This window comes from Bacteroides sp. f07 (genome assembly GCF_042854785.1).
GTDB lineage: Bacteria > Bacteroidota > Bacteroidia > Bacteroidales > Bacteroidaceae > Bacteroides.
In genome coordinates this window covers 242984-266421 of the sequence record NZ_BAABXI010000001.1, presented here as the reverse complement: position 1 = coordinate 266421, position 23438 = coordinate 242984, and the positions used below count along the sequence as shown (strand labels likewise).

The 23438-nt window shown below is 41.2% G+C and carries 19 protein-coding genes and 2 pseudogenes; 13 read left to right on the top strand and 8 right to left on the bottom strand.

Annotation, left to right across the window (positions count from 1 at the left end; genetic code table 11):
- Nucleotides 1-30: 30 nt before the first annotated feature.
- Nucleotides 31-1038 carry a gliding motility lipoprotein GldB gene (locus tag ACGHVY_RS01175; RefSeq protein ID WP_308746507.1) on the bottom strand — a complete coding sequence of 336 codons (1008 nt, stop codon included), beginning with the start codon at nt 1036-1038 and terminating at the stop codon, nt 31-33.
- 6 nt (nt 1039-1044) lie between these two features.
- Nucleotides 1045-1902 (bottom strand): enoyl-ACP reductase, encoded by an 858-nt coding sequence (locus ACGHVY_RS01170; RefSeq protein WP_308746508.1) that lies wholly within the window; start codon nt 1900-1902, stop codon nt 1045-1047.
- A 251-nt stretch (nt 1903-2153) separates the two neighbouring features.
- On the opposite strand from ACGHVY_RS01170, the gene ACGHVY_RS01165 reads away from it, so the two are divergent.
- From ACGHVY_RS01165 to ACGHVY_RS01155, 3 genes are all read left to right on the top strand, one after another.
- Nucleotides 2154-3773, top strand: coding sequence for a glycoside hydrolase family 28 protein (locus ACGHVY_RS01165; protein WP_390596528.1), 1620 nt, complete (start codon nt 2154-2156; stop codon nt 3771-3773).
- Nucleotides 3774-3935: 162 nt separating this feature from the next.
- A complete protein-coding gene (locus ACGHVY_RS01160) occupies nt 3936-5177 on the top strand; it encodes a DUF4861 domain-containing protein (RefSeq protein ID WP_308746510.1) in 1242 nt (413 codons plus the stop codon).
- 187 nt (nt 5178-5364) lie between these two features.
- Entirely contained in the window at nt 5365-7041 is a 1677-nt protein-coding gene (locus ACGHVY_RS01155; RefSeq protein ID WP_390596524.1) for a glycoside hydrolase 43 family protein, read from the top strand.
- 319 nt (nt 7042-7360) lie between these two features.
- On the opposite strand, the gene ACGHVY_RS01150 is transcribed toward ACGHVY_RS01155, so the two are convergent.
- Nucleotides 7361-7636, bottom strand: a complete 276-nt coding sequence (locus ACGHVY_RS01150) for a hypothetical protein (protein ID WP_390596521.1) — start codon at nt 7634-7636, stop codon at nt 7361-7363.
- A 143-nt stretch (nt 7637-7779) separates the two neighbouring features.
- Here ACGHVY_RS01150 and ACGHVY_RS01145 point away from each other — a divergent pair, with 143 nt between their 5' ends.
- Nucleotides 7780-8430: an HAD family hydrolase gene (locus tag ACGHVY_RS01145; RefSeq protein WP_390596518.1), complete on the top strand. Its 651-nt coding sequence runs from the start codon at nt 7780-7782 to the stop codon at nt 8428-8430.
- A gap of 21 nt (nt 8431-8451) precedes the next feature.
- Here the strand turns inward: ACGHVY_RS01145 and ACGHVY_RS01140 are convergent, their stop codons facing one another.
- Nucleotides 8452-8853, bottom strand: coding sequence for a HEPN domain-containing protein (locus ACGHVY_RS01140; RefSeq protein ID WP_390596516.1), 402 nt, complete (start codon nt 8851-8853; stop codon nt 8452-8454).
- A complete protein-coding gene (locus ACGHVY_RS01135) occupies nt 8850-9173 on the bottom strand; it encodes a nucleotidyltransferase domain-containing protein (protein WP_390596513.1) in 324 nt (107 codons plus the stop codon). The genes ACGHVY_RS01140 and ACGHVY_RS01135 overlap by 4 nt, the downstream gene beginning before the upstream one ends.
- Before the next feature lie 779 nt (nt 9174-9952).
- Here ACGHVY_RS01135 and ACGHVY_RS01130 point away from each other — a divergent pair.
- A complete protein-coding gene (locus ACGHVY_RS01130; RefSeq protein ID WP_390596510.1) occupies nt 9953-11086 on the top strand; it encodes a tyrosine-type recombinase/integrase in 1134 nt (377 codons plus the stop codon).
- Nucleotides 11087-11302: 216 nt separating this feature from the next.
- Nucleotides 11303-11545: a hypothetical protein gene (locus tag ACGHVY_RS01125; RefSeq protein WP_143259968.1), complete on the top strand. Its 243-nt coding sequence runs from the start codon at nt 11303-11305 to the stop codon at nt 11543-11545.
- Nucleotides 11546-11549: 4 nt separating this feature from the next.
- On the opposite strand, the gene ACGHVY_RS01120 is transcribed toward ACGHVY_RS01125, so the two are convergent.
- From ACGHVY_RS01120 to ACGHVY_RS01110, 3 genes and pseudogenes are all read right to left on the bottom strand, one after another.
- A complete protein-coding gene (locus ACGHVY_RS01120; protein ID WP_390599634.1) occupies nt 11550-11927 on the bottom strand; it encodes a winged helix-turn-helix transcriptional regulator in 378 nt (125 codons plus the stop codon).
- Between the two features lie 51 nt (nt 11928-11978).
- Nucleotides 11979-12389 (bottom strand): annotated as a pseudogene (locus ACGHVY_RS01115) (transposase); the annotation flags it as partial.
- Between the two features lie 272 nt (nt 12390-12661).
- Complete coding sequence (locus tag ACGHVY_RS01110) at nt 12662-12769, bottom strand: DUF4372 domain-containing protein (RefSeq protein WP_370511921.1); 108 nt, start codon at nt 12767-12769, stop codon at nt 12662-12664.
- A 233-nt stretch (nt 12770-13002) separates the two neighbouring features.
- Here ACGHVY_RS01110 and ACGHVY_RS01105 point away from each other — a divergent pair, with 233 nt between their 5' ends.
- The 7 genes and pseudogenes from ACGHVY_RS01105 to ACGHVY_RS01075 all read left to right on the top strand — a co-directional run.
- Nucleotides 13003-13575, top strand: coding sequence for an RNA polymerase sigma factor (locus ACGHVY_RS01105; RefSeq protein WP_143259966.1), 573 nt, complete (start codon nt 13003-13005; stop codon nt 13573-13575).
- A gap of 98 nt (nt 13576-13673) precedes the next feature.
- Nucleotides 13674-14759: a FecR family protein gene (locus ACGHVY_RS01100; protein WP_143259965.1), complete on the top strand. Its 1086-nt coding sequence runs from the start codon at nt 13674-13676 to the stop codon at nt 14757-14759.
- Nucleotides 14760-14979: 220 nt separating this feature from the next.
- Nucleotides 14980-16419 (top strand): hypothetical protein, encoded by a 1440-nt coding sequence (locus ACGHVY_RS01095; RefSeq protein WP_390596506.1) that lies wholly within the window; start codon nt 14980-14982, stop codon nt 16417-16419.
- A gap of 273 nt (nt 16420-16692) precedes the next feature.
- Nucleotides 16693-19923, top strand: coding sequence for a TonB-dependent receptor (locus ACGHVY_RS01090; protein WP_390596503.1), 3231 nt, complete (start codon nt 16693-16695; stop codon nt 19921-19923).
- Nucleotides 19924-19943: 20 nt separating this feature from the next.
- Entirely contained in the window at nt 19944-21788 is a 1845-nt protein-coding gene (locus tag ACGHVY_RS01085) for a RagB/SusD family nutrient uptake outer membrane protein (RefSeq protein ID WP_390596501.1), read from the top strand.
- A gap of 100 nt (nt 21789-21888) precedes the next feature.
- On the top strand, nt 21889-23319 hold the full coding sequence (locus tag ACGHVY_RS01080) for a glycosyl hydrolase family 28 protein (protein WP_390596498.1): 1431 nt from the start codon (nt 21889-21891) through the stop codon (nt 23317-23319).
- A gap of 1 nt (nt 23320) precedes the next feature.
- Nucleotides 23321-23416: pseudogene (locus ACGHVY_RS01075) on the top strand (transposase); the annotation flags it as partial.
- Nucleotides 23417-23438 lie beyond the last annotated feature (22 nt).

Below are 23438 nucleotides of genomic sequence, written 5' to 3'. Positions count from 1 at the left end.
AGCGAAGCGAATTAAAAATGAAAGGCAAAATCAGGAAGCCAAATAGTTGGATTCACTCAACATTACATGATAGTCGGTAAATTCCAACAGGTCTTTCAGCTTCATGTCTTTATGCTTTTTCATATATGCCGCAACAATTCTCGTACCTATCCATGTACCTATCAATGCAGGAGCCTGAACACCCAGCATTTCAACAGCCGGAGCAGGTTTCATATAATAACGGATCACCATCGGGTCACGCGCGTGCAGATGTTCATTGGAACAGACATACTCCCAAATATCTTTTTCATTTTCCTTGCACCAGTCACTTTCCTCTTTTGAATATCCCATCGCCTCACCGCTGTCATTGTATCCCAATAAGTTCTGTACTACATAATTGATTTTCCCGGCATGCATCATCAGGTCAATAAGACAAGTCCCCTCATGATACTTCATGCCATAACGGCTCAGTAGATAGAACGCAAAACAATCCGGCACAATTCGTTCGGGACGCATGGAACGGCATTGGTAATCATAATAAAAACGCTTATAAAGAGGATAATCCTCCCCCATGTATTTATCAAGGCTGATACCGAGCAAAGAATCGACCAGGACGATAGACTCATTGAACGCAGATATTTGTGAATAGATAAACGGCACTTGGGTATCGGGCACTTCCTTTTTCAGCTTCTTGAATCCCTTAGTCAGTCCCTTTTCCACTTCATCCAAATTAGGGAACTTGGCTTCCACATCCCCCATCAGACGAACCAGTGTCGTATCCGAATAGAATTTTTGCAGGCGTTGCGAGATGGTATCGTCTTTCACCGTGCCGATAGCCAGCACATCTTCAATCAGAATCTTCGTCGGTTGACGGTAATCCATCGACAACTTCTGCATGGCAGAAAAGCTGTTGGAGCGAACGTATTCGCTCAACAGCTTATCATATCTCAGAACAGAAATCTCCTCTTCCTTCTGCTCCATACCTTTTCCTGTGCTTAACCCACAGGCGGCGAAAAGCATACTTATTAATATAATAAGAAGAGAAATCCGTAGTTTCATAATTTATTATCCGTAAATGATGTTACCATTTTCGTCCATGTACTCATCAAGTCCTTTCTCGTAAGTAGCCATAGCACGAAGACTCATACCCACGCTGGAGAATCCGCCGTCGTGGAAGAGGTTCTGCATGGTCACCTTGCGGGTGAGGTCGGAGAACATCACGATGCAATAATCAGCACATTCGTCGGCAGTCGCATTTCCGAGCGGAGACATACGGTTGGCGAAGTCAAACAGTTTGTCCATGCCCTTCACACCCGAACCGGCCGTTGTAAACGTAGGCGACTGTGAGATTGTGTTCACACGCACGCTGTGCTCGCGTCCATAGATATAACCGAAGCTGCGTGCGATAGATTCCAACAGTGCTTTCGCATCCGCCATATCGTTGTAGCCGTAGAACGTACGCTGTGCAGCCACATAGCTCAATGCAACGATTGAACCGTAATCAGCGATAGCGTTCAGTTTCTTGGCAGCCTGAATCATTTTGTGGAATGAAACAGCCGAAATGTCCAATGTCTTATCCAACATTCCATAGTCAAGGTCATCGTAAGTACGTTTCTTGCGTACGTTGGGAGACATACCGATAGAATGGAGTACAAAATCAATTTGTCCGCCCAGTATATCCATCGAGGTCTTGAATACATTCGACAACTCCTCTACGTTGGTAGCGTCCGCCGGCACAACCTGGCAGTTCAATTTTTCAGCCAAAGCATTGACTTCTCCCATACGGATAGCCATCGGAGTATTTGATAATGTAATAGTCGCACCTTCTTCTACAGCGCGTTCAGCCACTTTCCAGGCAATGGACTGGTCATTCAACGCACCGAAGATAATACCTCTTTTTCCTTTCAACAAGTTGTAACTCATATCTTTTAATAGTTAAATTTTGTGCAAAGATAGCATCTTTCTGCATAAAATCATGCGAAGTGTGCAAATAATAGACAGAAATGACAAAAAATACACGTATTCTATCAATTAGTCCACATCCTTTTGGAGGTTCGCACCTATCTTTGCATTCGATAATTAAGAGTTTTTTTCATAATATTTATTCAAGAACACTCAAATATATACCAAGAAAAACAATAGATGTATAACCCTATAGAAAATAAGATTACTAAATGAACACGTTGACAAAAAGACTCTTCTGGATGGCTATATGCTGTTTGCCGTTTATCTCGGGATGTAAACCGCAAAGCGGGAATGCGGTAAGTGAAAACGTAATAAGCGATGCCCTTTACCAGAATTTACCTTTTGAAATGCCAAAAGTACAACAGCCGTTTTTTCCTGCTTATGAGGTAAACATTGAAAAATTCGGAGCTAAAGGGGATGGAATGTTCCTGAACACGAAAGCTATCAACGACGCTATCAAGGACGTAAACCAACACGGCGGTGGCAAAGTGATTATCCCGGAAGGCATCTGGCTGACAGGCCCTATCGAACTGCTGAGTAACGTAAATTTATATACAGAACAAAACTCACTGGTACTCTTCACCGGAGATTTCGAAGCATACCCTATCATCGCCACTTCTTTTGAAGGACTGGAAACCCGTCGTTGCCAGTCGCCGATTTCGGCACGCAACGCGGAGAATATCGCCATCACAGGACATGGGACATTTGACGGAAATGGAGATTGCTGGCGTCCGGTGAAGAAAGGAAAACTGACTGCTTCGCAATGGAAGAAATTAGTAAGTTCCGGCGGTGTCCTTGATGAGAAACAGGAGATATGGTATCCCACAGCCGGCTCATTGAAAGGTGCTATGGCTTGTAAGGACTTCAACGTCCCCGAAGGTATCAATACGGATGAGGAATGGGCTGAAATCCGTCCATGGCTGCGTCCGGTGCTGCTCAGCATCGTAAAAAGCAAGAAGGTACTGCTGGAAGGTGTGACTTTCAAGAACTCTCCGAGCTGGTGTCTGCACCCGTTGTCCTGCGAGGATTTCATTGTAAACAATATCATGGTCATCAATCCCTGGTATTCTCAGAACGGTGATGCCATCGACCTGGAATCTTGCAAGAACGCGCTGATTATCAACAGTGTGTTTGATGCGGGAGATGATGCTATCTGTATCAAATCGGGTAAGGATGAAGACGGTCGCCGTCGCGGCGAACCTTGCCAGAATGTGATTGTGAAGAATAATACGGTATTGCACGGACATGGCGGATTTGTTGTCGGCAGTGAAATGTCCGGCGGCGTGAAGAACATCTATGTGGAAGATTGTACATTCATGGGGACTGATGTAGGTTTGCGCTTCAAGAGTACCCGCGGACGTGGCGGTGTAGTGGAAAACATCTACATTAATAATATCAACATGATTAATATTCCGAACGAGCCGTTATTGTTCGACTTGTTCTACGGTGGAAAAGGTGCGGGAGAAGAATCAGAAGAAGACTTGCTGAACCGCATGAAAACAGCCATTCCGCCGGTAACGGAAGAGACTCCGGCATTCCGCAATATCCATATCTCGAACATTGTGTGCAGAGGTTCGGGACGTGCGATGTTCTTCAACGGTTTGCCGGAAATGCCGATTAGCAATATTACCGTTAAAAACGTCGTGATGACGGAAGCTACGGATGGGGTTGTCATCAGCCAGGTAGACGGAGTTACTTTGGAGAACATTTATGTAGAGTCTTCAAAAGGCAACAATATCCTGAATGTCAAGAATGCAAAGAACCTGACTGTAGATGGAAAGGTTTATGAAGAATTGGGCGCAAAAGGAGAAATTTTAAGTCTCAAATAAAATTCACCGCAAGAAACGCAAGAAAAAGAAAACCACAATATCATTATATAGAGTAAAAAGCTCAAATAGCAGACTATTTTATCTTCAAAAGATAGACGGTCTGCTTTTTTTTCAGTTACTTTTGCAGAGAGAAATACGACGTATAATATCAGCCTTAGAATCATGAAAAAGAATCTTTTTATAATTGCTTTCCTTTTAGGAAGTTTCAGCCTGCCAGCCTGGGCTCAGAAGCAGGAAAAGACCATTACAGTCGAGGTGCACAACAATTGGAACCAGGCAAAAACGGACGCTCCGGTTGTTATCAATCTGCACGAATTGCACGCAGGTTTCAAAATCAAATCTGCCGTTGTCATGGAAGGGACGAATGAAATTCCTTCCCAGCTTGATGACTTGAACAAAGACAGGAAGATGGATGAACTTGCCTTCGTAACCAACCTTCCCGCTCATGGAAGAAAGACTTTCCAAGTGACGCTTTCTTCGGAAAAGAGCACAAAAACTTATCCTGAACGGGTATATGCCGATATGTTTATCGTGGATTATCGCAAAGGAAAACATCAAAGGGTACAGGCAATTACTGTTCCCGGAACCAGTAATATATACAGCATGGTACGTCCTCACGGCCCGGTTCTGGAATCGGAGCTGGTAGGTTATCGTCTCTACTTCAATGAGAAACAGACACCTGACATTTACGGTAAATTCAATAAAGGTCTGGAAATTAGAGAATCGCAGTTCTATCCTACAGATGCGCAGTTGGCCAAAGGATTCGGTGACGATGTGCTTCGTGTGTTCGACAGTTGTGGCCCGGGTGCATTGAAAGGTTGGGACGGACAGAAAGCGACCCACATCACCCCGGTCGAAACCCGTACGGAACGTATCATCTCTTACGGGCCGGTGCGTGCGATTGCAGAAATTGAAGTAACCGGATGGCAGTATCAGGGTGCAGAACTGGATATGATGACGCGTTACACGCTGTATGCCGGACATCGTGACCTTCACATCGAAACATTCTTCGACGAGCCGCTCGATAAAGAGGTTTTCTGCACAGGGGTACAGGATATTGTAGGTACTTCCAAGTCTTTCTCCGACCATAAGGGATTGGTAGGAAGCTGGGGAACAGACTGGCCTGTAAACGACACGGTGAAGTACGCAAAAGAAACCGTAGGATTGGGAACTTGTATCCCTCAGCGTTATGTGAAATCAGAGGAAAAAGATAAGGCGAACTTCCTCTATACAATCACCGCTCCGGGAAACAATTATTTCCAATATCATACAACTTTCACTTCCATGAAAGAAACCTTCGGGTATAAGACTCCGGAAGCATGGTTCGCTTATCTACGCGAATGGAAAGAAGAACTGGCTCACCCTGTGACAGTGACAGTAAAAGACAGCCATACTGCCAAATAGAAATAACCATACACCACTAAAATAAGGTAGAATACAAATACAACTAAACAAAAATCACAAGGTTTCTACCAATTTTTATACGACTCTGCACAATTATTACTCCTTGTGCAGAGTCTTTTTTTCTACCTTTGCCACCGTAAGACAAGCCAACGAATCATTTATATAAAACTATTAATCGACCTATATCATGAAACGATTGACACAGACTTTAGTTCTCTGCCTGCTGACTACCTTCCCGGTATTGGCGCAGAAAAACTATGTATCCGAAGTATGGGTTCCCGACCTCGGAAACGGCAAATACAAAAATCCGGTTCTCTATGCCGACTACTCCGACCCCGACGCTTGCCGCGTGGGCGATGATTTCTATATGACCTCATCCAGTTTCAACTGTCTGCCGGGATTGCAGATACTACATTCCAAGGATTTGGTGAACTGGACGATTATCGGCGCGGCAGTACCTAACGCTCTTCCCCCTATCGAAACACCGGAACGTCCGGAACACGGTAATCGTGTATGGGCTCCCGCCATCCGCCATCACAACGGCGAGTTCTATATCTTTTGGGGCGACCCCGACCAGGGAGCTTTCATGGTGAAAGCCAAAGACCCGAAAGGCCCGTGGAGCGAACCTGTCTTGGTTAAAGCCGGAAAAGGCATCATCGACACCTGCCCGTTTTGGGATGAAGACGGGAAAGTATATATGGTACACGCATATGCAGGAAGTCGTGCCGGACTGAAAAGTGTAATCACTATCTGCGAACTGAACGCAGAAGCTACGAAAGCCATCACTCCTTCACGTATCATATTCGACGGTCACGAAGCACATCAGACTTGCGAAGGCCCCAAAATGTATAAGAGAAATGACTATTACTATATCTTCCATCCGGCAGGTGGCGTACCGACAGGCTGGCAGGTCGTGTTACGTTCCAAGAACATCTACGGTCCTTATGAATGGAAAACCGTACTCGCACAAGGCAACTCTCCCGTCAACGGTCCTCATCAGGGAGCATGGGTAGACACTCCTACGGGCGAAGACTGGTTCCTTCACTTTCAAGATGTAGGTGCTTACGGTCGTATCATGCATCTGCAGCCGATGAAATGGGTGAACGACTGGCCTGTTATCGGCATTGACAAAGACGGTGACGGCTGCGGTGAACCTGTCCTGACTTACAAGAAACCGAATGTAGGAAAAACATATCCTATCTGTACTCCGCAAGAAAGCGACGAGTTTGACGGTTACACGTTATCCCCACAGTGGCAATGGCACGCCAACATTAATGAAAAATGGGCGTATTATGCAGGAGACAAGAGTTATGTCAGATTATACTCTTATCCGGTGGTAGAAGATTATAAGAACCTGTGGGATGTAGCCAACCTTTTGTTGCAGAAAACTCCTTCCGATAATTTCACCGTAACGATGAAACTCACATTCACTCCTAATCAGAAGAATAAGGGCGAGCGAACCGGACTTGTCGTTATGGGCAGAGATTATGCCGGGCTGATTTTAGAAAATACAGACAAAGGTCTTGTTTTGTCGCAAGTAGAATGTAAAAGGGCGGATAAGGGAAAACCGGAAGAAGTGAAAGCTGCCGTTGACCTTTCCCAAAACACGGTTTATCTGAAAGTACGTTTCAGTTGTGACGGAAAGAAAATCAAAGACAGCGAAGGCGGACACGACCTTATTGTAATGTGTAATTTCAGTTATAGCCTTGACGGAAAGAAATTCGAATCACTCGGAGTTCCTTTCCAGGCAAGAGAAGGACAATGGATTGGCGCTAAAATCGGCATGTTCTGCACGCGCCCTGCTATAAAAACAAATGATGGCGGTTGGGCAGACGTGGACTGGTTCCGTATTACGAAGAAGTAATCTCATATATGAAAAAGCGTGCCAAAAGATAGTGTTTACTACCTTTTGGCACGCTTTTTCATAAATTGTCAAGAGGATAATATCTGCATCTGTTTTTGAAATTAAGGCTGTAAGAGTAATGACCCTTGCGCCACCACTTTTTCCTTTGCCTTTAGAAGAAATTGCCATCCGTACTTTATGGAGCCCTTTCCCCAAATCAGCACCTTGTTCCGGGTTCTCTTTCAGTGATTCCAACAAATTTGCAAAATCCTGTTGCATTGACTTATAATGCTTACTCAGTCTTTTCAATTCCCTCTTGAAAAAAGAGGTAGCTATAATATTACAGTTCATTAAGCAAATCCTCTGCTGATATTCCCTTCGCCTTTCCTTCACGTATCAGTTTGGCTTCCTGACACGCTTGCTCCAAATCACTTAGTATTTCTGTTTTCGTCTTGGTCTTATATTCCACAGCATCTTCTTTTGCAATATCTGAAACAGTTGATGATTCGCCATGAAGAACCATCTTTACCTTATCCAGCAACTGACGACTGTTCGACATCAATATCTCCCGGGCTAATTCTGCTTTATAAGCTTCCAGTTCCATTGAATTGTCCATTATAATCTCCTTTCTTCTTTCATTTTTGTAGATACAAAGATAACGAAAGTAACCGGATATCGGTTCATCAATCCGTTTTTTATTCCTACCTTTGCCAGTAGAAAGAGAGAAAATACAGGATTAACAATAAAACAAAGAGCTCAATGAAGAAACTAGCAATATTCGATTTGGATGGTACATTACTAAATACTATCGCCGACCTGGCACACAGTACCAACTATGCTTTAAATAAATTAGGATACCCCACACACGATGTGGAAAAGTATAACTTCATGGTAGGAAATGGTATCAACAAACTCTTTGAACGTGCATTGCCCGAAGGAGAAAAGACAGAAGAGAATGTACTCCGGGTAAGAAAAGAGTTCGTTCCTTACTATGATGTCCACAATGCAGATGACAGCCGCCCTTATCCGGGTATTTCAGAACTTTTATCCCATTTACAATCCGCTGGTATCCAGCTTGCCGTAGCTTCCAACAAGTATCAGGCAGCTACCGAGAAACTGGTTGCCCATTATTTCCCCGAAATCCGCTTCACTGCCGTTTTCGGCCAACGGGAAGGGGTGAACGTTAAGCCCGACCCTACAATAGTCTTTGATATTTTAAAATTAGCGAATGTAGAAAAAGAAGATGTCCTCTATGTCGGTGATTCGGGAGTCGATATGCAAACAGCAGCTAATGCAGGTGTGACAGCTTGTGGTGTAACATGGGGCTTCCGCCCACGGACAGAATTGGAAGAGTTTAGTCCGGCATATATAGTAAATGCTGCTGAAAAGATTAAAGAATTGGTTCTTTAATAAATAATAGCCTTACAAAAATTATGATTCGGCAAGTAGAACTTCAATAGTCTCAATAAGTTCTCTTGCCGGAGCTTTTATCGTACTGATTTCATCCTCTGATATTGAATAAATGCAATTATAATCCCCTTTCTGCCGCAATTGTTCCATACGCGCCAAAAAGCTTCCTAAGCGTGTACTTATTTTACCCGTTTTTATAAAATTCAAGCCAAAGCAAGCTATCAGTCCATCGTGAGTTTTACATGATAATCCGTTTTGTATTAATAAAGCCTGAACAGCATGAAAACAGGCATAGTAATATCTATTGGAAGCAATATCCCAATACTTCATATCAAACATTTCATCTGCTTGCTTCAAAAACACTTTAGCTTTCTCTAATTGTAATATCACCAAAGAATTACGTTCTTCATCTGTCAATTTCATACTAATTTAATTCCTTCCTGTTCTATATTTTTATAAAATGGTGTAATACAACTTGCAGCCCATTCTTTCATTGTATACATAATCGGATTAATCCGCGCCCCCAAGTCCCATCCCAACATAGTTAAAGGGAAACTTACCTTATCATAATCTTCAGGCTCCAGTTTTTCTTTATCAAGAATAATCAAAATATCCCAATCAGAATCAACCCGAGCATCCCCCCGAGCTTGAGAACCAAACAACAAAGCCTTTCCTCCTTTTGGTAAATGCTCCGTTAATGCCTGCTTAATAGATTCTAAAACTTTATTAGCATGACTTTTCATATCCGTTTCTCCTTTACTTTTCTACAAATATACGATAAATATCAATTCGAAGAATATGAGTTACGAAGAAATCGCTCTTGCAAATAACTCATTCTTAGTTATTATCTATGATAAATCTGAATAAAGTGATATTTCTTTTCGGATTTTCGCTTATTAGGGTATTCATCTATTTTAGTATTGCATTGGTTATCATCAATATACTTTAATGTATCAATATCTTCATTCTGCTGTGCAATAATCAGTGACAGTACGAATATTACGAAAATTAATACTATGTAGCCCAATGCTATTAAGTAAGCAAGCATTTTGTGCCAATAGAGAAACATTTTAAAATCACTAATTATGCCCATATTCTCAATTTTAGATAATTTATTGGTTTCCCGCAGCACCAATAAAAAAGGCGCGGAAACTATTACGATATTATTTTGTGAAAGGCTCTGGTAAGCCTGCAATCAAATAACAAGTAATAGCTCCACGCCCATTGAGATATATAACAAAATTATATACAACATAGACGTGGAGACAGGCCACTTATTATCTGCGATTGCTAAAATTTACCAGATTTATAGAACATACACTAAAAAAGAAAACAACAGCCAAACAAGTGAAAATGAATATGCTGTTTTACAAATATTTAAGTATCTATATCTCCTTTCAGTTGTTTTCATAGTTTTCAGTTGATTGATTCTTATTCGGTACATTTTTGTTTCTTATTTGTTCCTCAATTCGGATTATTATTCATACCTTTGCAACAGAAATAACAAATAAAGGAGTTGCTTATGCCACGAGTAAAAAAGCCGACGAAAGTCAAAGAACCAATCCGTCTTCGGATGAAGCCGTTGAGTGATGGAAGCAAGAGTTTATATCTGGATATTTACCGCGATGGAAAGCGGACATATGAATACCTCAAAATGTATATCATCCCGGAAACGGACAATAATGCCCGGAAACGGAATCAAGCCACAATGGATGCGGCTAATGCTATCAAGTCAAAGCGTATCATCGAACTGACTAATGGGGAAGCCGGTATCGAGAACAGGGAAAAAGTATTCTTGCTCGATTGGATGAATACGTATAAGGAGAATCAGGCAAAACGAGGCAAAAAGGATGGAAACCAAATCGCAGTTACCATTCGCATCCTGAAAGACTATGCAGGAGAACGGATGACGATGGATCGAATCGACAAGGCATTCTGCCAGGACTACCTCGATTATCTGACAACGGAATATCGTCCCAAAGGAAAGCGTGTGTCGAACTTTACACTCCACACCTACTATCGTATCTTGAACGGAGCTTTGAATGCTGCTGTTCGAGCCGAGATTATCAAGGTCAATCCGTTTACCAAAATCAACAATTCGGATAAGATTCGCCTTCCGGAAAGCAAACGGTCGTATATGACCATCGAAGAAGTCCGGGCATTGATTGCCACTCCGATGAATAATAAGGCGGTGAAGTCCGCTTATTTGTTCTCCTGCTTCTGCGGATTGCGCGTGAGTGATATTGTGGGATTGAAGTGGAAAGACGTATTCGTTGATAGAGGGCAATACCGCTTGGCTGTGTCCATGCAAAAGACCAAAGAACCGATTTACCTGCCTCTTTCCCCCGAAGCGTTGAAGTGGATGCCGGAACGAGGCGAAAAGACGGCAGAAGACCATGTTTTTGATTTGCCCAGTCCGTCGATGATGAATATACTCATCAAGCCTTGGGCGAAAGCTGCGGGAATCGACAAGCGATTCACCTTTCACACTGCCCGCCACACTTTTGCCACGATGATGTTGACACTCGGTGCGGATCTCTATACCACTTCGAAGTTACTCGGTCATGCCGATGTGAAAATGACACAGGTGTACGCTAAAATCATCAATCAGAAAAAGGACGATGCGGTCAATTTGGTAAACGGATTGTTCGATTAGTCTAATGTAAATCGTAGCATTGTTGAGTGCTATAAAATGGTACTGTTTCCATATCTGCATATGGCCAAAATTAGGTTTACTTTAATCTGGGTACGTATAGGGAAAAAACAAAGTAAACTAATTATCGCAGAAAGGAGGGAAAAGAAATCTCGTGATTGAAACTATATTTTCATTCCCTCTTTTCTGCAACCTGCTTGCGCTAATTGGCTTTATGGAGTGAATGACTGTACGTCAGCAACCGTAAACAAGACATTGGCTACATGGTCGCTGGGGATAGGCAGTTGCTATGTCAGCCGAGCGGAAGAAACATTCGCCAGCGAACCAGGGCAATGTCTAATGCAGGAAGCCAGCATAGAGAGGCGTTACAAAGCGCACGTCTGTCTTTGTCTGGGATATCCGGACGGAGAAACGGGAATGGCTAAACCGCGGAAAGAGGGGCGAGTAAGATATGTTCTATAATGTGTTATGAATTTCCGGCCGCTTTCTTTCTGTCCTGCATGATCGGCTCCCGGTTTTCCAAAGCCCACCCGAGCAGGGAATTGATGTGCGGCAGCAGCGATTTTGTTCTCTCGGTCAGCGTATATTCCACGCGCGGCGGCACTTCGGGATAGATGGTACGTGTCACATAACCGTCTTCTTCAAGGGTACGAAGCATTACAGTCAGCATTTTTTGCGATATGTCTGAGATCTGACGCTGCAATTCCTTGAAACGGACCGATTCCTTTTCGGATCTGTCAAGTGTATAAATGACCAGTAACGACCATTTGTCACTGATCCTTGCTAAAATATTCCGTATGGGACAGTCCGGAAATATGGCATCTTCTATCGTTGTTCGATTCATAATTAAGTGAATTTCAATCTGCTCTACAAAGGTAATCAAACTTCTTGCTGCTTTTTCCAGACTGATATATCCCAACTCAACGAGCATGAGTACAATCTGAGTGAACAAACTATGGATACAGCTCTTCAAACGCTTGCTACGGAAATCATTAATAGAACGGAAGTCGGGAGTAGACTTGCCCGAAAGCCACATGTAAAGGATGTTCTCCTGAAGAAGACGTGCTATCTTACGATAAGAGTACACATTGTTAAGCTAGACGAAGAACAACACTTTCAAAAGCATGCGGAGATAATAAACAGGACAACCACCACCTTTATTAGTGGACAACAACGGACTGATGTCAAGTTCATCAACAATCCGATTGACAAGCCGGACCGGAGCATCCGAAGAAATATTTTCATCAAGACGGGAAGGAAATAAGGAATCCATGCCTTGAGAATACTCCTTAAATTCAATTAACATGCTCTAAGATAAACATTTTAGAGCAAATAAAAAAGTTCGAGCTTGCGAAAGTTCGGACTTTTACAAAAAAAATGAGGGTACCCTTTTGAAGTGCCCGCTCATCGTATCTGTTGCCATTCACGGAAATATCTATTTTTAACATTTGGGCAAATCAGATGGTCTGTCACAAATATCAGTACTTTCTATTTGTCAAGGCGAACTGAACAGAATGTGGTTTGATACACTCGAAGACTAGGACTCCTTGTGAACTGAGCATAACCTATTATCATGAACTAGTCACGACAAGTGAACTTCTTGGTTTTGTAGTTTCCTTTATATTTATCAATACATTTTTCGAGTTTATAATCAGAAACAAGAACCATGATTTGAGCAAAGACAATCTTTCCATTTGGTATGATGAAAAATCAATCTAATAGCTATTTTTATTTTTGAAGGTTAAAGTATTCCGTCCCTATCAATTTGTAACTTAATAAATAGCAAAATGCATATTGATAGTAATAGATGAAGAGAAAATTATTTTTTTCTTGAAGATTTAATTATATTTGCAACGAATTATTAATTTATAAACGCAATATTTCTTGCTTTTCTGATGCAATATACCTCATATCAAAACATGAAAGATGTGGCTTTATGGAACCTTGTATTGAAGGGTGATATGAAAGCTATGTCTTTATTGTATAAGAAACATTACGAATTATTACTTAACTTCGGTCTGAAATATACTTCGGACGAAGAATTCGTAAAGGATTGCATTCAGGATGTTTTTGTTAAACTTTGTACAAGTAAGCGATTATCATCGACGGAGTATGTACGTTCTTATCTTTTAACTTCTTTGAAAAATGTTATATCCGATAAATTGTCATCATTGAAACTGACGGAAGATTTGAATGAACATTTCTTTGAACTGGAAATAGAAGATGCTGCTTTAGAATCTCTTTTTAAAGATGATGATAAAGAACTTCAATTAAGCAAAAAATTGATAAACGCCTACAAAAGTCTGCCTGAGAACCAGCGGGTGGCAATCTATCTTCGTTATGTCAAAGGATTGTCCTATAAAGAAATGGCAACTGTCTTGAACATAAATCCCCAGTCTTCCATGAATCTGGTTTCCCGTGCATTAACTAATTTACGGTCAAAAATGACTTTGGATGAGTATTTACTATTCATTATTTTATTCTTTTCCTGACACGATATTGCTCTTTTTTTATAAATACTCTATTTTTTTTCGGAAAAAGTGAGTAGACATTTGCATTATCATCGTTTTAAAGACAAAGATGATGAAAAATGGAGAAAAGAAAGTTTAAAATACACCACCATGTTGCACGAAAATTGATCAAGCACGCCAGAGAACAGGAGAGACATGTCACTCCTGAAGAACTGGACGACTTGTGGAGACGTGTAGAAGAACAAGTATTCATAGAGAAAAGAAAGAACTCACGACGCCGTATCCTGTATGTCACCACGGCTTTATCGGCTGCGGTTATCTTCTTCGGCATGTTTTGGTTAGGCAAACAATTTATTGCTTATTATGCGGATGATGATTCAATTGTTGATTTTGCCCAATACACACAAGCCGAAGAAGCAACCAACAAGGATATTCGATTACTGATACCAGGCAAGAAGGAGGTGGAAGTGAAAGAAACAGATGCAAATATCATCTATTCGCAAAATGGAACGGTGGTAGTCAATTCTGACACAATTACTCAGCGAGAAACACAGGAGAAAGAAAGAGAGTTCAATCAATTGATAATACCGAAAGGGAAAAGAACCCGATTGACTTTGGCAGACGGAACACGTTTATGGGCAAATTCAGGGACACGCGTCGTTTATCCCGGTCATTTTGAAAAGAATCGACGTGAGATTTATGTAGAAGGAGAAGTCTATCTTGACGTGTTCCGTAATGAGGATGCTCCTTTCATCGTCCGGACTAAAGATTTTCAGATACAGGTCTTGGGGACATCTTTTAATGTCTCTGCATATCCGTCGGAGGGCGTTTCATCTGTCGTATTGGTTGAGGGAAGTGTGAATGTAAAGAATCAGCAGAAAGAACAAGTGATACTTGCTCCAGGGCAACTGGTTGATATAGAAACGGGACGGTTGCATTCTCCCCGCAATGTAGATGTTGAGCCATATATATGTTGGGTGAAGAATATGCTGATGTATGTAGATGAACCTTTGGATAAGGTATTTAGAAAATTAAATTTGTATTACGGTAAAGAATTTGTCTTGGAATCCGGCGTGGCAGAGCTGCAAGTTTCCGGGAAACTGGATTTGAAAGAAAAATTGGAAGACGTTTTACATACTATTTCTTTTTCTGCTCCTATATATTGCGAAGAAATAGAAGGGAGAATATTTGTAAGAAAAGAATAGGTATGGATCATTTATAGTTAACCCTTTAATATATAATTTATGAAAAACAAAAGTCCTTAAGAAAAGGTTGGATGATACTGCAATTATCATTCAACCAAAAGATTAAACAACATTCATTTATTAACTTTATAAAATTTATTACTGATATATGAAAAATATCATAATTAAAAACAGACTTTTAGCGATTTCAAAGATTGCTTTTTTTTCTTTAGCTATTTTGATGGGAAACGCATGTTCGGACGATGACACAAAAGAGGTGCTTCCACCGGACGAGCCCAACGTTCCGGATGTTCCCGATGTTCCGGATGTTCCCGACATTCCGGAAGTACCGTCGAAAGCCTACTTTGTCAAGCAAGAGAAAGCGGGATCGGGTTCCGGTGAAGACTGGGACAACGCAATGGGCACAGCAGAATTGCGCGCCCTGCTGAATAGTAGTGCGGAAGCAACCGGAGATGTCGAAAATATGACTTTCCACGTCGCACAAGGTACCTATCTTATTGGAGACAAACCCGAAGGTGTGACGATTGCATACAAAGAGCTTGAGAAGCAAGTTGTAATCAAATTCTGGGGTGGATACGATCCGGCAAGTACCGGAACGGATTTGGACAAACGCGACATAGTAGCCAATCCGACCACCTTTACAGGAGATGTGAATGGAAATGGTGAAGCTGATGACGGCGATTATTCATTGTTCACATTAGGCGCTTATACAGACGTTACATTCGATGGATTTACCTTTTCTCAAGGTTTTCATGCTAACAATTCAGACAATAGCTACGGTAGCGGTTTTTATGTAGCACACGCGGAGGCAACTTTGCAATTGAACCATTGTAGCATCAGAAAGTGCCGGAATCACAGAATTGAAACGGAGGGTGCGGGTGGTTCTGCCATTTTCATTGATCACGGTATCGTCAAGTTGAATGATGTATTGGTGAGAGATAATGCCACAGGTGATGGTGGTTCGCTGGGAACTATCCGTTCAAAAAACAATGATGTGGTTCTTTTCATCAACGGTAGCCGCATCAATTTTAATGTAGGTAGAGAATACGGTTATGCCATTCAAATGTCTGCCGGAAATTTGTGTATGAACAATACGTTCTTAATCGCAAATTGGGGTAGTGAAGGTTCTATAAATGGAGCTGCTGCAATGCTGCTTGTCAACAATACGATAGTAGAGGGGTGTGAGGGAATTCTCTTGCGTTGCGAATCGACTCCTTCCCAACAATCATGCTTGATGAACAATATCATTATTACTGGTGGTGTTGTTAACTATCCTCTTGTAAATGTAAGCGATCCTGATAAATGTCGCCTGACTTCCAAAGGCTATAACCTGTTTGGAGGTATTGCTCCGAATAACAGCGGGTTCATTCCTTCAAATACCGACCTATACGGCTGTACAGAATGGGACTCTAATGGACACAAATTGGGATTCAATTATAACAGTGAGAAAGAGATTAGTGAATGGGATGAAAATATTGCTGCCCTTGGCTTTACTCCAACAACTTTGAGTGCCGTGAAAAGTGCCATCAATGAGTTTGAACCGGATTCTCGTCCCGCCAAGATAGAACAGAGTTTAGGCAAAGAGTTCTTGGGCTGGTTGGAAAGCATTAAAGCCTTTCCTGCTGAAGGTAATTTGATCCCGGGTTCCTATCAGAAATAGTATTGCTATCCCTTCAATATATAAATTTTATGAGAAATAAAAGTCCTTAAGAAAAGGCTGAATGATACTGCAATTATCATTCAGCCAAAAATTAAACAACATTTAATTATTTAATTATATAAAATTCGTTGCTAATATATGAAAAATACTAGTAGTATATTTTCTGCGGGAACGAGAGTTACTCGCATATTATTTCTTTTTAGTTTTTGTTTTCTTTCTTTGCATTCTTACGCAGTAAATGCGGACAGATATGCTCAGGAGAAAACACTAACAGTGGAAATACATAATAAAACAGTTAAAGAAGTGCTTGATTATATAGAAAAGAATAGCGAATTCATCTTTTTCTACTATAATAAAGCGATTGATACGAAACGTAATGTCAGTTTGTCTGTAAAGGATAAACCTATCACTGTCATCTTGAACCAATTATTTGAAGGTACAGATGTACGGTATGAGATAAAAGACAGGCAAATTTCTCTCAAAAAAGAGGAAATACAACAATCCTCGAAGGATAACAAGAAACGGAAAAAACGTACATTGACAGGATGGGTATTAGACGAAGATACCAACGAACCTTTGGTAGGAGTCAGTATTATGGCCCAAGGAGAAAATAGAGGAATTGTTACAGGGATAGATGGAAGTTTTTCAATAGAGGTATATAACGATACAAAATTACAGTTTTCATACATCGGATATAAAAAACAGCTCTTACAAGCAGGCAATCAACAAGTATTGAATGTTAAAATGCAATCGGACAATGCATTGCTGAATGAGGTGGTGGTTGTGGGCTACGGAACCCAAAAGAAAGGTACTCTGACTGGTTCTATATCCAGCGTAAAGTCGGAAGACTTGACAATAGCTCCTATAGCTACGGTTTCCAACTCATTGGCAGGACGATTACCCGGATTGATTGCCACCCAATCCAGCGGTCAGCCTGGTGCTAATTCTGCTGCATTAAACATTCGTGGATTTGGCAATGCGTTAGTCATTGTCGACGGAGTTGAAGCATCTCTTGATAATATTGATACCAATCAGATAGAGTCCGTATCTATACTAAAAGATGGAGCAGCCTCAATTTATGGTGCCAGGGCCGGTAATGGTGTAATATTGGTTACCACAAAGAGGGGTATCAATCAGAAGCCGACAATCACGGTCAACAGTACGTTTACCTGGCAGGGCGCAACGAACATGTTGAAGCCTGCCAATGCCGGTCAAAGAGCTGAAATGGAAAGAGAAAAACACCTTCAGTCCGGAAAGCCTGAAGCTGACGCTCCTTTTACGGAAGAAGCCGTACGGAAATACTATGAAGGTACAGACCCTCTCTTTCCCAATACTGACTGGTATAAAGTGATAATGAGAGATTGGGCACCCGAACAGCAGCATAATGTATCAATTCGTGGTGGTAGTGACAAGATTAAATATTACGGATTCGTCGGCTATCTGAATCAACAGACGATGATTAAGAAAAATGGGGGTAAATATGAGCGATTCAATTACCAATCCAATATCGATGCTAAAATATTGGATAATCTGACCCTGCAAGTAAACATCGGATACAGTCAGGAAGATCGTAATTTCCCAACACGCGACATGTCTCCGGGAACGTCTAACATCTGGCAGGATTATTGGAATACATTACCTTATTATCCCGCCACTCTGCCCGATCCAAGCAAAATATCTTATGCGAATGGAGCAGGTACAGGAGGTTTGCATGTCAGCTCAAATAGAGATCTGACCGGATACTCAGATACCAGAAATGAGGATTTGCGTGCTTCTGCTTCGTTGGAATACAAGTTCAAATTTGTGAAAGGGTTATCGTTCAAGTTATTTGAAAGTTACAGAAAGCTTGGTGTATTTAACAAGACATTTTCCAAACCGGTGACTCTTTACACGTATGATCCTACCAGTGAAACGTACACATTGGCAGGAACATTCGGTGGCAGCAAAGCTTCTTTAAACCAATCGGTGTTGCGGGATGCCACGTTTACCCAGCAATATTCTTTCAATTACGATAATTATTTCAAAGACCATCATGTGTCGGCAATGGCTTTGCTGGAATGCATTGATTACTCAAGTAATACCTTACTTGCAGGAAGAAAAAACTTCATGAGTACAGCCATTGACCAAATGTTTGCCGGTAGCGCAGAAGGTATGACCAATAACGGATATGCTTCGGAAATGGGGAGAATGAGCGTTGTCGGAAGAATCAATTACAGTTATATGGATAAGTACTTGCTGGAGGCAATTCTTCGCGCTGATGCTTCTGCCAAATTCCCTCCCGAGAAACGATGGGGATATTTTCCCAGCGTCTCTTTAGGTTGGGTGGTTTCCAAAGAAAAATTCATGTCTGATATCAAATTTATCGATAATCTGAAGTTGCGTCTTAGCTATGGTCAGTCGGGAAATGACGGTGTAGGAAATTTCCAATATTTGTCGGGCTATAATTACGGGCATTCCTATTTGTTTGGTAATGACGCGGTGCAAGGTATTACTCCCACAGGGCTTGCCAATCCTAACTTGACATGGGAAAAAGTGGAAATAAGCAATGTCGGTATTGATTTTTCATTCTTTAACCGGAACTTATATGGAGAAATGGATGTGTTCTATCGCGAACGTACGGGTATTCCGGCCAATCGGCTCGGCTCTTTACCGTCCACCTTCGGTGCTGCTCTGCCGCCAGAGAATTTGAATAGCCTAACCGATAGAGGGTTTGAGATAAAATTAGGAACCTCCGGACGGTGGAATGATCTCATTTATGATATAAGCGGAAACATTTCTTGGTCGCGTGCGAAATGGAAATATGTCGAAGAAGCAAATATAACCGACCCCGATCAAGCAAGAATTTACTTGAAGAGCGGAAAATGGACAGATTGCGATTATGGATATATCTCCGAAGGACTATTTACCAGCCAGGAAGAAATCATGGAAGCACCACATTATCAAGATTTGGGCGGTAATGCTACCCTCCGACCGGGAGATGTGAAGTATAAAGACTTGAATGGTGATAACATTATCAACTGGAAAGACCAGACTGAAATAGGAAAAGGGAAGACTCCGCATTGGATGTATGGAATCAATATAGCATTAGCCTATAAAGGATTTGATTTGAGTGCACTTTTCCAAGGAGCTTTCGGTTATAACCAGCATGTAACAAGCGATATGTTTTCCACTTTACTCTATGAGGAAAGATGGACTTCGGCTGAAAACAATCCTAATGCTTTGTTCTACCGTTTAGGAGGAGCTGCAAGTAATAATTGGGCATCTGATTTCCTTTACAAGAAGGCGGGTTATCTTCGTTTGAAGGTAGCATCTTTAGGATATAATTTACCAAAATATCTTATAGAAAAATGCAAGTTAAGTAACGTAAGAGTCTATTTGTCGGGAACAAACCTGTTGACATTCAACAAACTTGGCAAATATGGAATTGACCCCGAAGCACCGAACGTCGGTTGCTATTATCCGCAACAACGTACCATCAGTCTTGGATTAAATGTTTCATTTTAGAACAATAAAAGTAGAATGCAATGAAAAAATATAAAAGAAATCTACTGTTAGGGTTGTTTGCAGCAACACTCACAACAATGACATCTTGTTTGGATGTGCTCGACAAGGAACCGCTGGATATAATTTCAGACAAAACAGTCTGGAGTGATCCCGTATTAATAGAAAGTTATCTTTCGGAATGCTATTATCAGACTTCCGTATTCGTCAATGAAACGCCTACCTATTTTTCCGAACACTTTGATAGCTTTTGGCAAAGCGAAGCCGGAATGGGAATGCACTGGATTAATGAAATAGCCGATGAAGCCAAGGTAAACTGGGGATATAACACAGGTGATGCAGCCATTTATAAAGCCGGCGGATTGAGTATAGGAGGTGGTCTGTTAGAATGGTGGGATCACGCTTATGTCATTATCCGTAAATTGAATGAATTCCTGCAACGGCTACCTTCATCCCCGATTGATGAAAATTTAAAAGATCAGCGGATGGCGGAAGCACGTTTTTTGAGAGCATTCAATTATTTTGCAATGGTCAAACGATATGGTGCGGTTCCATTGATTACAGTCCCTCAGAAGTTAGATGACCCGGAAGAAGAATTGTATGCTAAACGTACTTCAGAGAAGGCGGTATATGATTTCATACTCTCTGAAATGACAGACGTCGTTGAAAAGGGTCATTTGCCCGATGTGGCGGATTCAAAATCAGGACGCCCCACTAAATATGTGGCATTGGCACTGATAAGCCGCGCGGCTTTATATGCCGGAAGTATTGCGCAATTCGGTACAGTACAATTGGACGGCTTATTGGGAATACCAACATCAGAAGCAGAAGGCTATTATCGCCAGTCATACAATGCTTCAAAAGAGATAAAAAAGAAATTCTCTTTATACAATTCGGATGCTGATAAGGTCGTAAATTTCAAGAATATATTTCTTGTAAAAGACAACAATGAGGTGATTTTTGCCAAAAAGCATAATAGCTCGCCGACATCTATAGATACCGGCCAGTATAGTGGTGGAAACTGTTGGGGGTATGATTTTGCCCAATGCCCGAAACCACACGCATGGAATGCAGGGAACAAAGACGCCCCTTACCTTGAAATGGCAGAGGAATTCGAATACATAGACGGAACGCCCGGTACGTTGAACAAACAACAAATCATGAATGGAACGTGGACTACGGAAGAACTTTGGGGAAATAAAGACCCACGCTTTTTTGCCACCATTTATACGCAAAATACCGACTGGAAAGGAGCTAAAGTCGATTACCATAATGGATTGCTTTTGCCGAATGGACAGATTTTGACTTCAGGATCACACGAGGGTGTGTCAGCACTGGGTACACAAACTGTAGATAACAGTTTCGGAACGGGTTTTGGTGTAATGAAATATTTGGATGAAAGTAGCAATACCCTTCAAGGCCCTCCCGGTTTCTCAAGTACCGATTATATCGTTTTCAGATATGGAGAGATATTGTTGAACCTGGCTGAAGCAGCTTTTGAACTGAATGAATCAGACGCACTGGGTGCTATTAATGAACTGAGAAGACGTGCCGGTATCAAAGAATTGGAAACCATCGACCGTGAAAAAATACGTCATGAACGAAAAGTAGAGCTGGCTTTCGAAGGACATCGCTATTGGGATGTGAGACGTTGGAGGATAGCTACAGATGTATTGTCGAAAAGCAATTCCGGATTGCGTTATATACAGGTTTATGGTACGAATCCGCCTAAATATAAACTGGAAATGTTATATAATATAGATGGAGATAATAGACCTAAATTCTCCGAACATCAATATTATTTCCCAATCACGTTAGGACGTACAGGTAACAATCCTAATTTAGTGGAAAATCCGGGATATAAATAATTGAAAGAATGAATAGAGTACCGGAAGCTCAGGAATACAGTTTCCGGTATCCCAATAGATCTTTAATAATCACGTTAAAAACAATAACTTTTTAATAATCATGTTGAGAGCAATAAATCTTTTTTTTAAGTATATACTTATTGTAAGTTGCAGTTTTCATTTTACCAGTTGTCATAGTAAGACAAATGATGAATTGATTGATAAGCCGTTAGGAGAATGGAAGATAGAAATAGATGGAACTCCGGTAACAGTTCATCAGGCACGGGTTTCTAAATATCCCCATAATCAGGCGTTTGAAGGATATCAACGACCTATTTCTCAGACGGAAATAGCACATTTTGCCTGTTTCGATTATAAAAAGAATGCCGTGGTGAGAATTACTTCACCGAAAAATGTAAAGGAATGTAAAATACGTCCTACAGAGTTTGGCATTGTTCCCGTTGTGAAAGAAAATACTATTGAATTCACCTTATCAAGTCCTTGCCAGTTCGTTGTCGAATTTGGTGATCATCATGAAGCCTTGCATCTGTTTGCCAATCCGAAAAAATTGACAGTCGAAAGAAGTGCTGATGCGCGTTATTTTGGTCCCGGCACCCATGAAGCCGGTCTTATTACAATGAGAAGTAATGAAATGGTATATATTGACGAAGGAGCAATAGTCTACGGAGCTATTGAGAGTGAGAACACGTCTAATATAAAAATTGTGGGAAAAGGTATTCTCGACTCAAGCCACATGAATTCGGGACATTCCATTTCCTTGAAGGGAGTATCGAATGCTCATATTGAAGGCATTGTTGTGAAAGATCCGGCTCATTGGGCGGTGGTTCCCTATTATTGTAATGGAATCACTTTCGACAATGTCAAGTTGGTAGGCTTTTGGCGATATAATGCTGATGGGATAGATATTGTCAACAGTAGCGATGTAACAATAAAGAATTCCTTTGTCAGAGCGTTTGATGACTGTATTGCAATTAAAGGACAGAAAGCTTGTTATGACAAGCAAAAAGTTATCGAAAATATAAAAGTGGATAACTGTGTGCTTTGGAATGACTGGGGAAAAATTATTGAATTTGGAGCCGAAACTGTGGTAGATGTTATTCGCGATGTCACTATTTCAAATTGTTATATTCCTCGTTTTACAATGGTTGCATTGGACATGCAGAATGGAGATAGAGCCCGTATCGAAAATGTACATTTCAACAATATTTCTATTGAAGAACCGATAACAGAAAATGCTACGCTGAAAGACGAACCATTGGATACAGGTTCATGGGGAAGAACAGTTAATTTGGAAATTACAGGTACCCCATGGTCGCAGGATAACATCCGAGGAAGTATAAATAATGTATATTTTGAGAATATTCGTCATATAGGTTCCGTTTGTACAGGAATTGCTTTGATGGGATATAGCGAAGAGCACAAAGTATCCAATATACACATTAAAGATTATTATGCCAAAGGTACGAAAGTAACCGGAACATCAAATCTTATACGCAAAAACAACTATGTTACTAACGTCACGGTTGAGTAATGAGCAATTTATTTGCGTGTCCGGTCTGCAACCGGATCCACAAATTATTAACAAACTTTTCAAAGAACTGGTTTTATTTACTGCCAGGGCCGCTTAGGACTTGGAAAAATTAACGAACT

Bases quoted from the DNA above. Each gene is read 5' to 3' on its own strand.
- ACGHVY_RS01165 (WP_390596528.1), top strand. From the start codon at position 2,154: ATGAACACGTTGACAAAAAGACTCTTCTGGATGGCTATATGCTGTTTG.
- ACGHVY_RS01135 (WP_390596513.1), bottom strand. From the start codon at position 9,173: ATGAAAAGTCATGCTAATAAAGTTTTAGAATCTATTAAGCAGGCATTA.
- ACGHVY_RS01150 (WP_390596521.1), bottom strand. From the start codon at position 7,636: ATGGACAATTCAATGGAACTGGAAGCTTATAAAGCAGAATTAGCCCGG.
- ACGHVY_RS01145 (WP_390596518.1), top strand. From the start codon at position 7,780: ATGAAGAAACTAGCAATATTCGATTTGGATGGTACATTACTAAATACT.
- ACGHVY_RS01170 (WP_308746508.1), bottom strand. From the start codon at position 1,902: ATGAGTTACAACTTGTTGAAAGGAAAAAGAGGTATTATCTTCGGTGCG.
- ACGHVY_RS01120 (WP_390599634.1), bottom strand. From the start codon at position 11,927: ATGAATCGAACAACGATAGAAGATGCCATATTTCCGGACTGTCCCATA.
- ACGHVY_RS01160 (WP_308746510.1), top strand. From the start codon at position 3,936: ATGAAAAAGAATCTTTTTATAATTGCTTTCCTTTTAGGAAGTTTCAGC.
- ACGHVY_RS01095 (WP_390596506.1), top strand. From the start codon at position 14,980: ATGGGAAACGCATGTTCGGACGATGACACAAAAGAGGTGCTTCCACCG.
- ACGHVY_RS01085 (WP_390596501.1), top strand. From the start codon at position 19,944: ATGAAAAAATATAAAAGAAATCTACTGTTAGGGTTGTTTGCAGCAACA.
- ACGHVY_RS01100 (WP_143259965.1), top strand. From the start codon at position 13,674: ATGGAGAAAAGAAAGTTTAAAATACACCACCATGTTGCACGAAAATTG.
- ACGHVY_RS01080 (WP_390596498.1), top strand. From the start codon at position 21,889: ATGTTGAGAGCAATAAATCTTTTTTTTAAGTATATACTTATTGTAAGT.
- ACGHVY_RS01130 (WP_390596510.1), top strand. From the start codon at position 9,953: ATGCCACGAGTAAAAAAGCCGACGAAAGTCAAAGAACCAATCCGTCTT.
- ACGHVY_RS01105 (WP_143259966.1), top strand. From the start codon at position 13,003: ATGAAAGATGTGGCTTTATGGAACCTTGTATTGAAGGGTGATATGAAA.
- ACGHVY_RS01175 (WP_308746507.1), bottom strand. From the start codon at position 1,038: ATGAAACTACGGATTTCTCTTCTTATTATATTAATAAGTATGCTTTTC.
- ACGHVY_RS01155 (WP_390596524.1), top strand. From the start codon at position 5,365: ATGAAACGATTGACACAGACTTTAGTTCTCTGCCTGCTGACTACCTTC.
- ACGHVY_RS01140 (WP_390596516.1), bottom strand. From the start codon at position 8,853: ATGAAATTGACAGATGAAGAACGTAATTCTTTGGTGATATTACAATTA.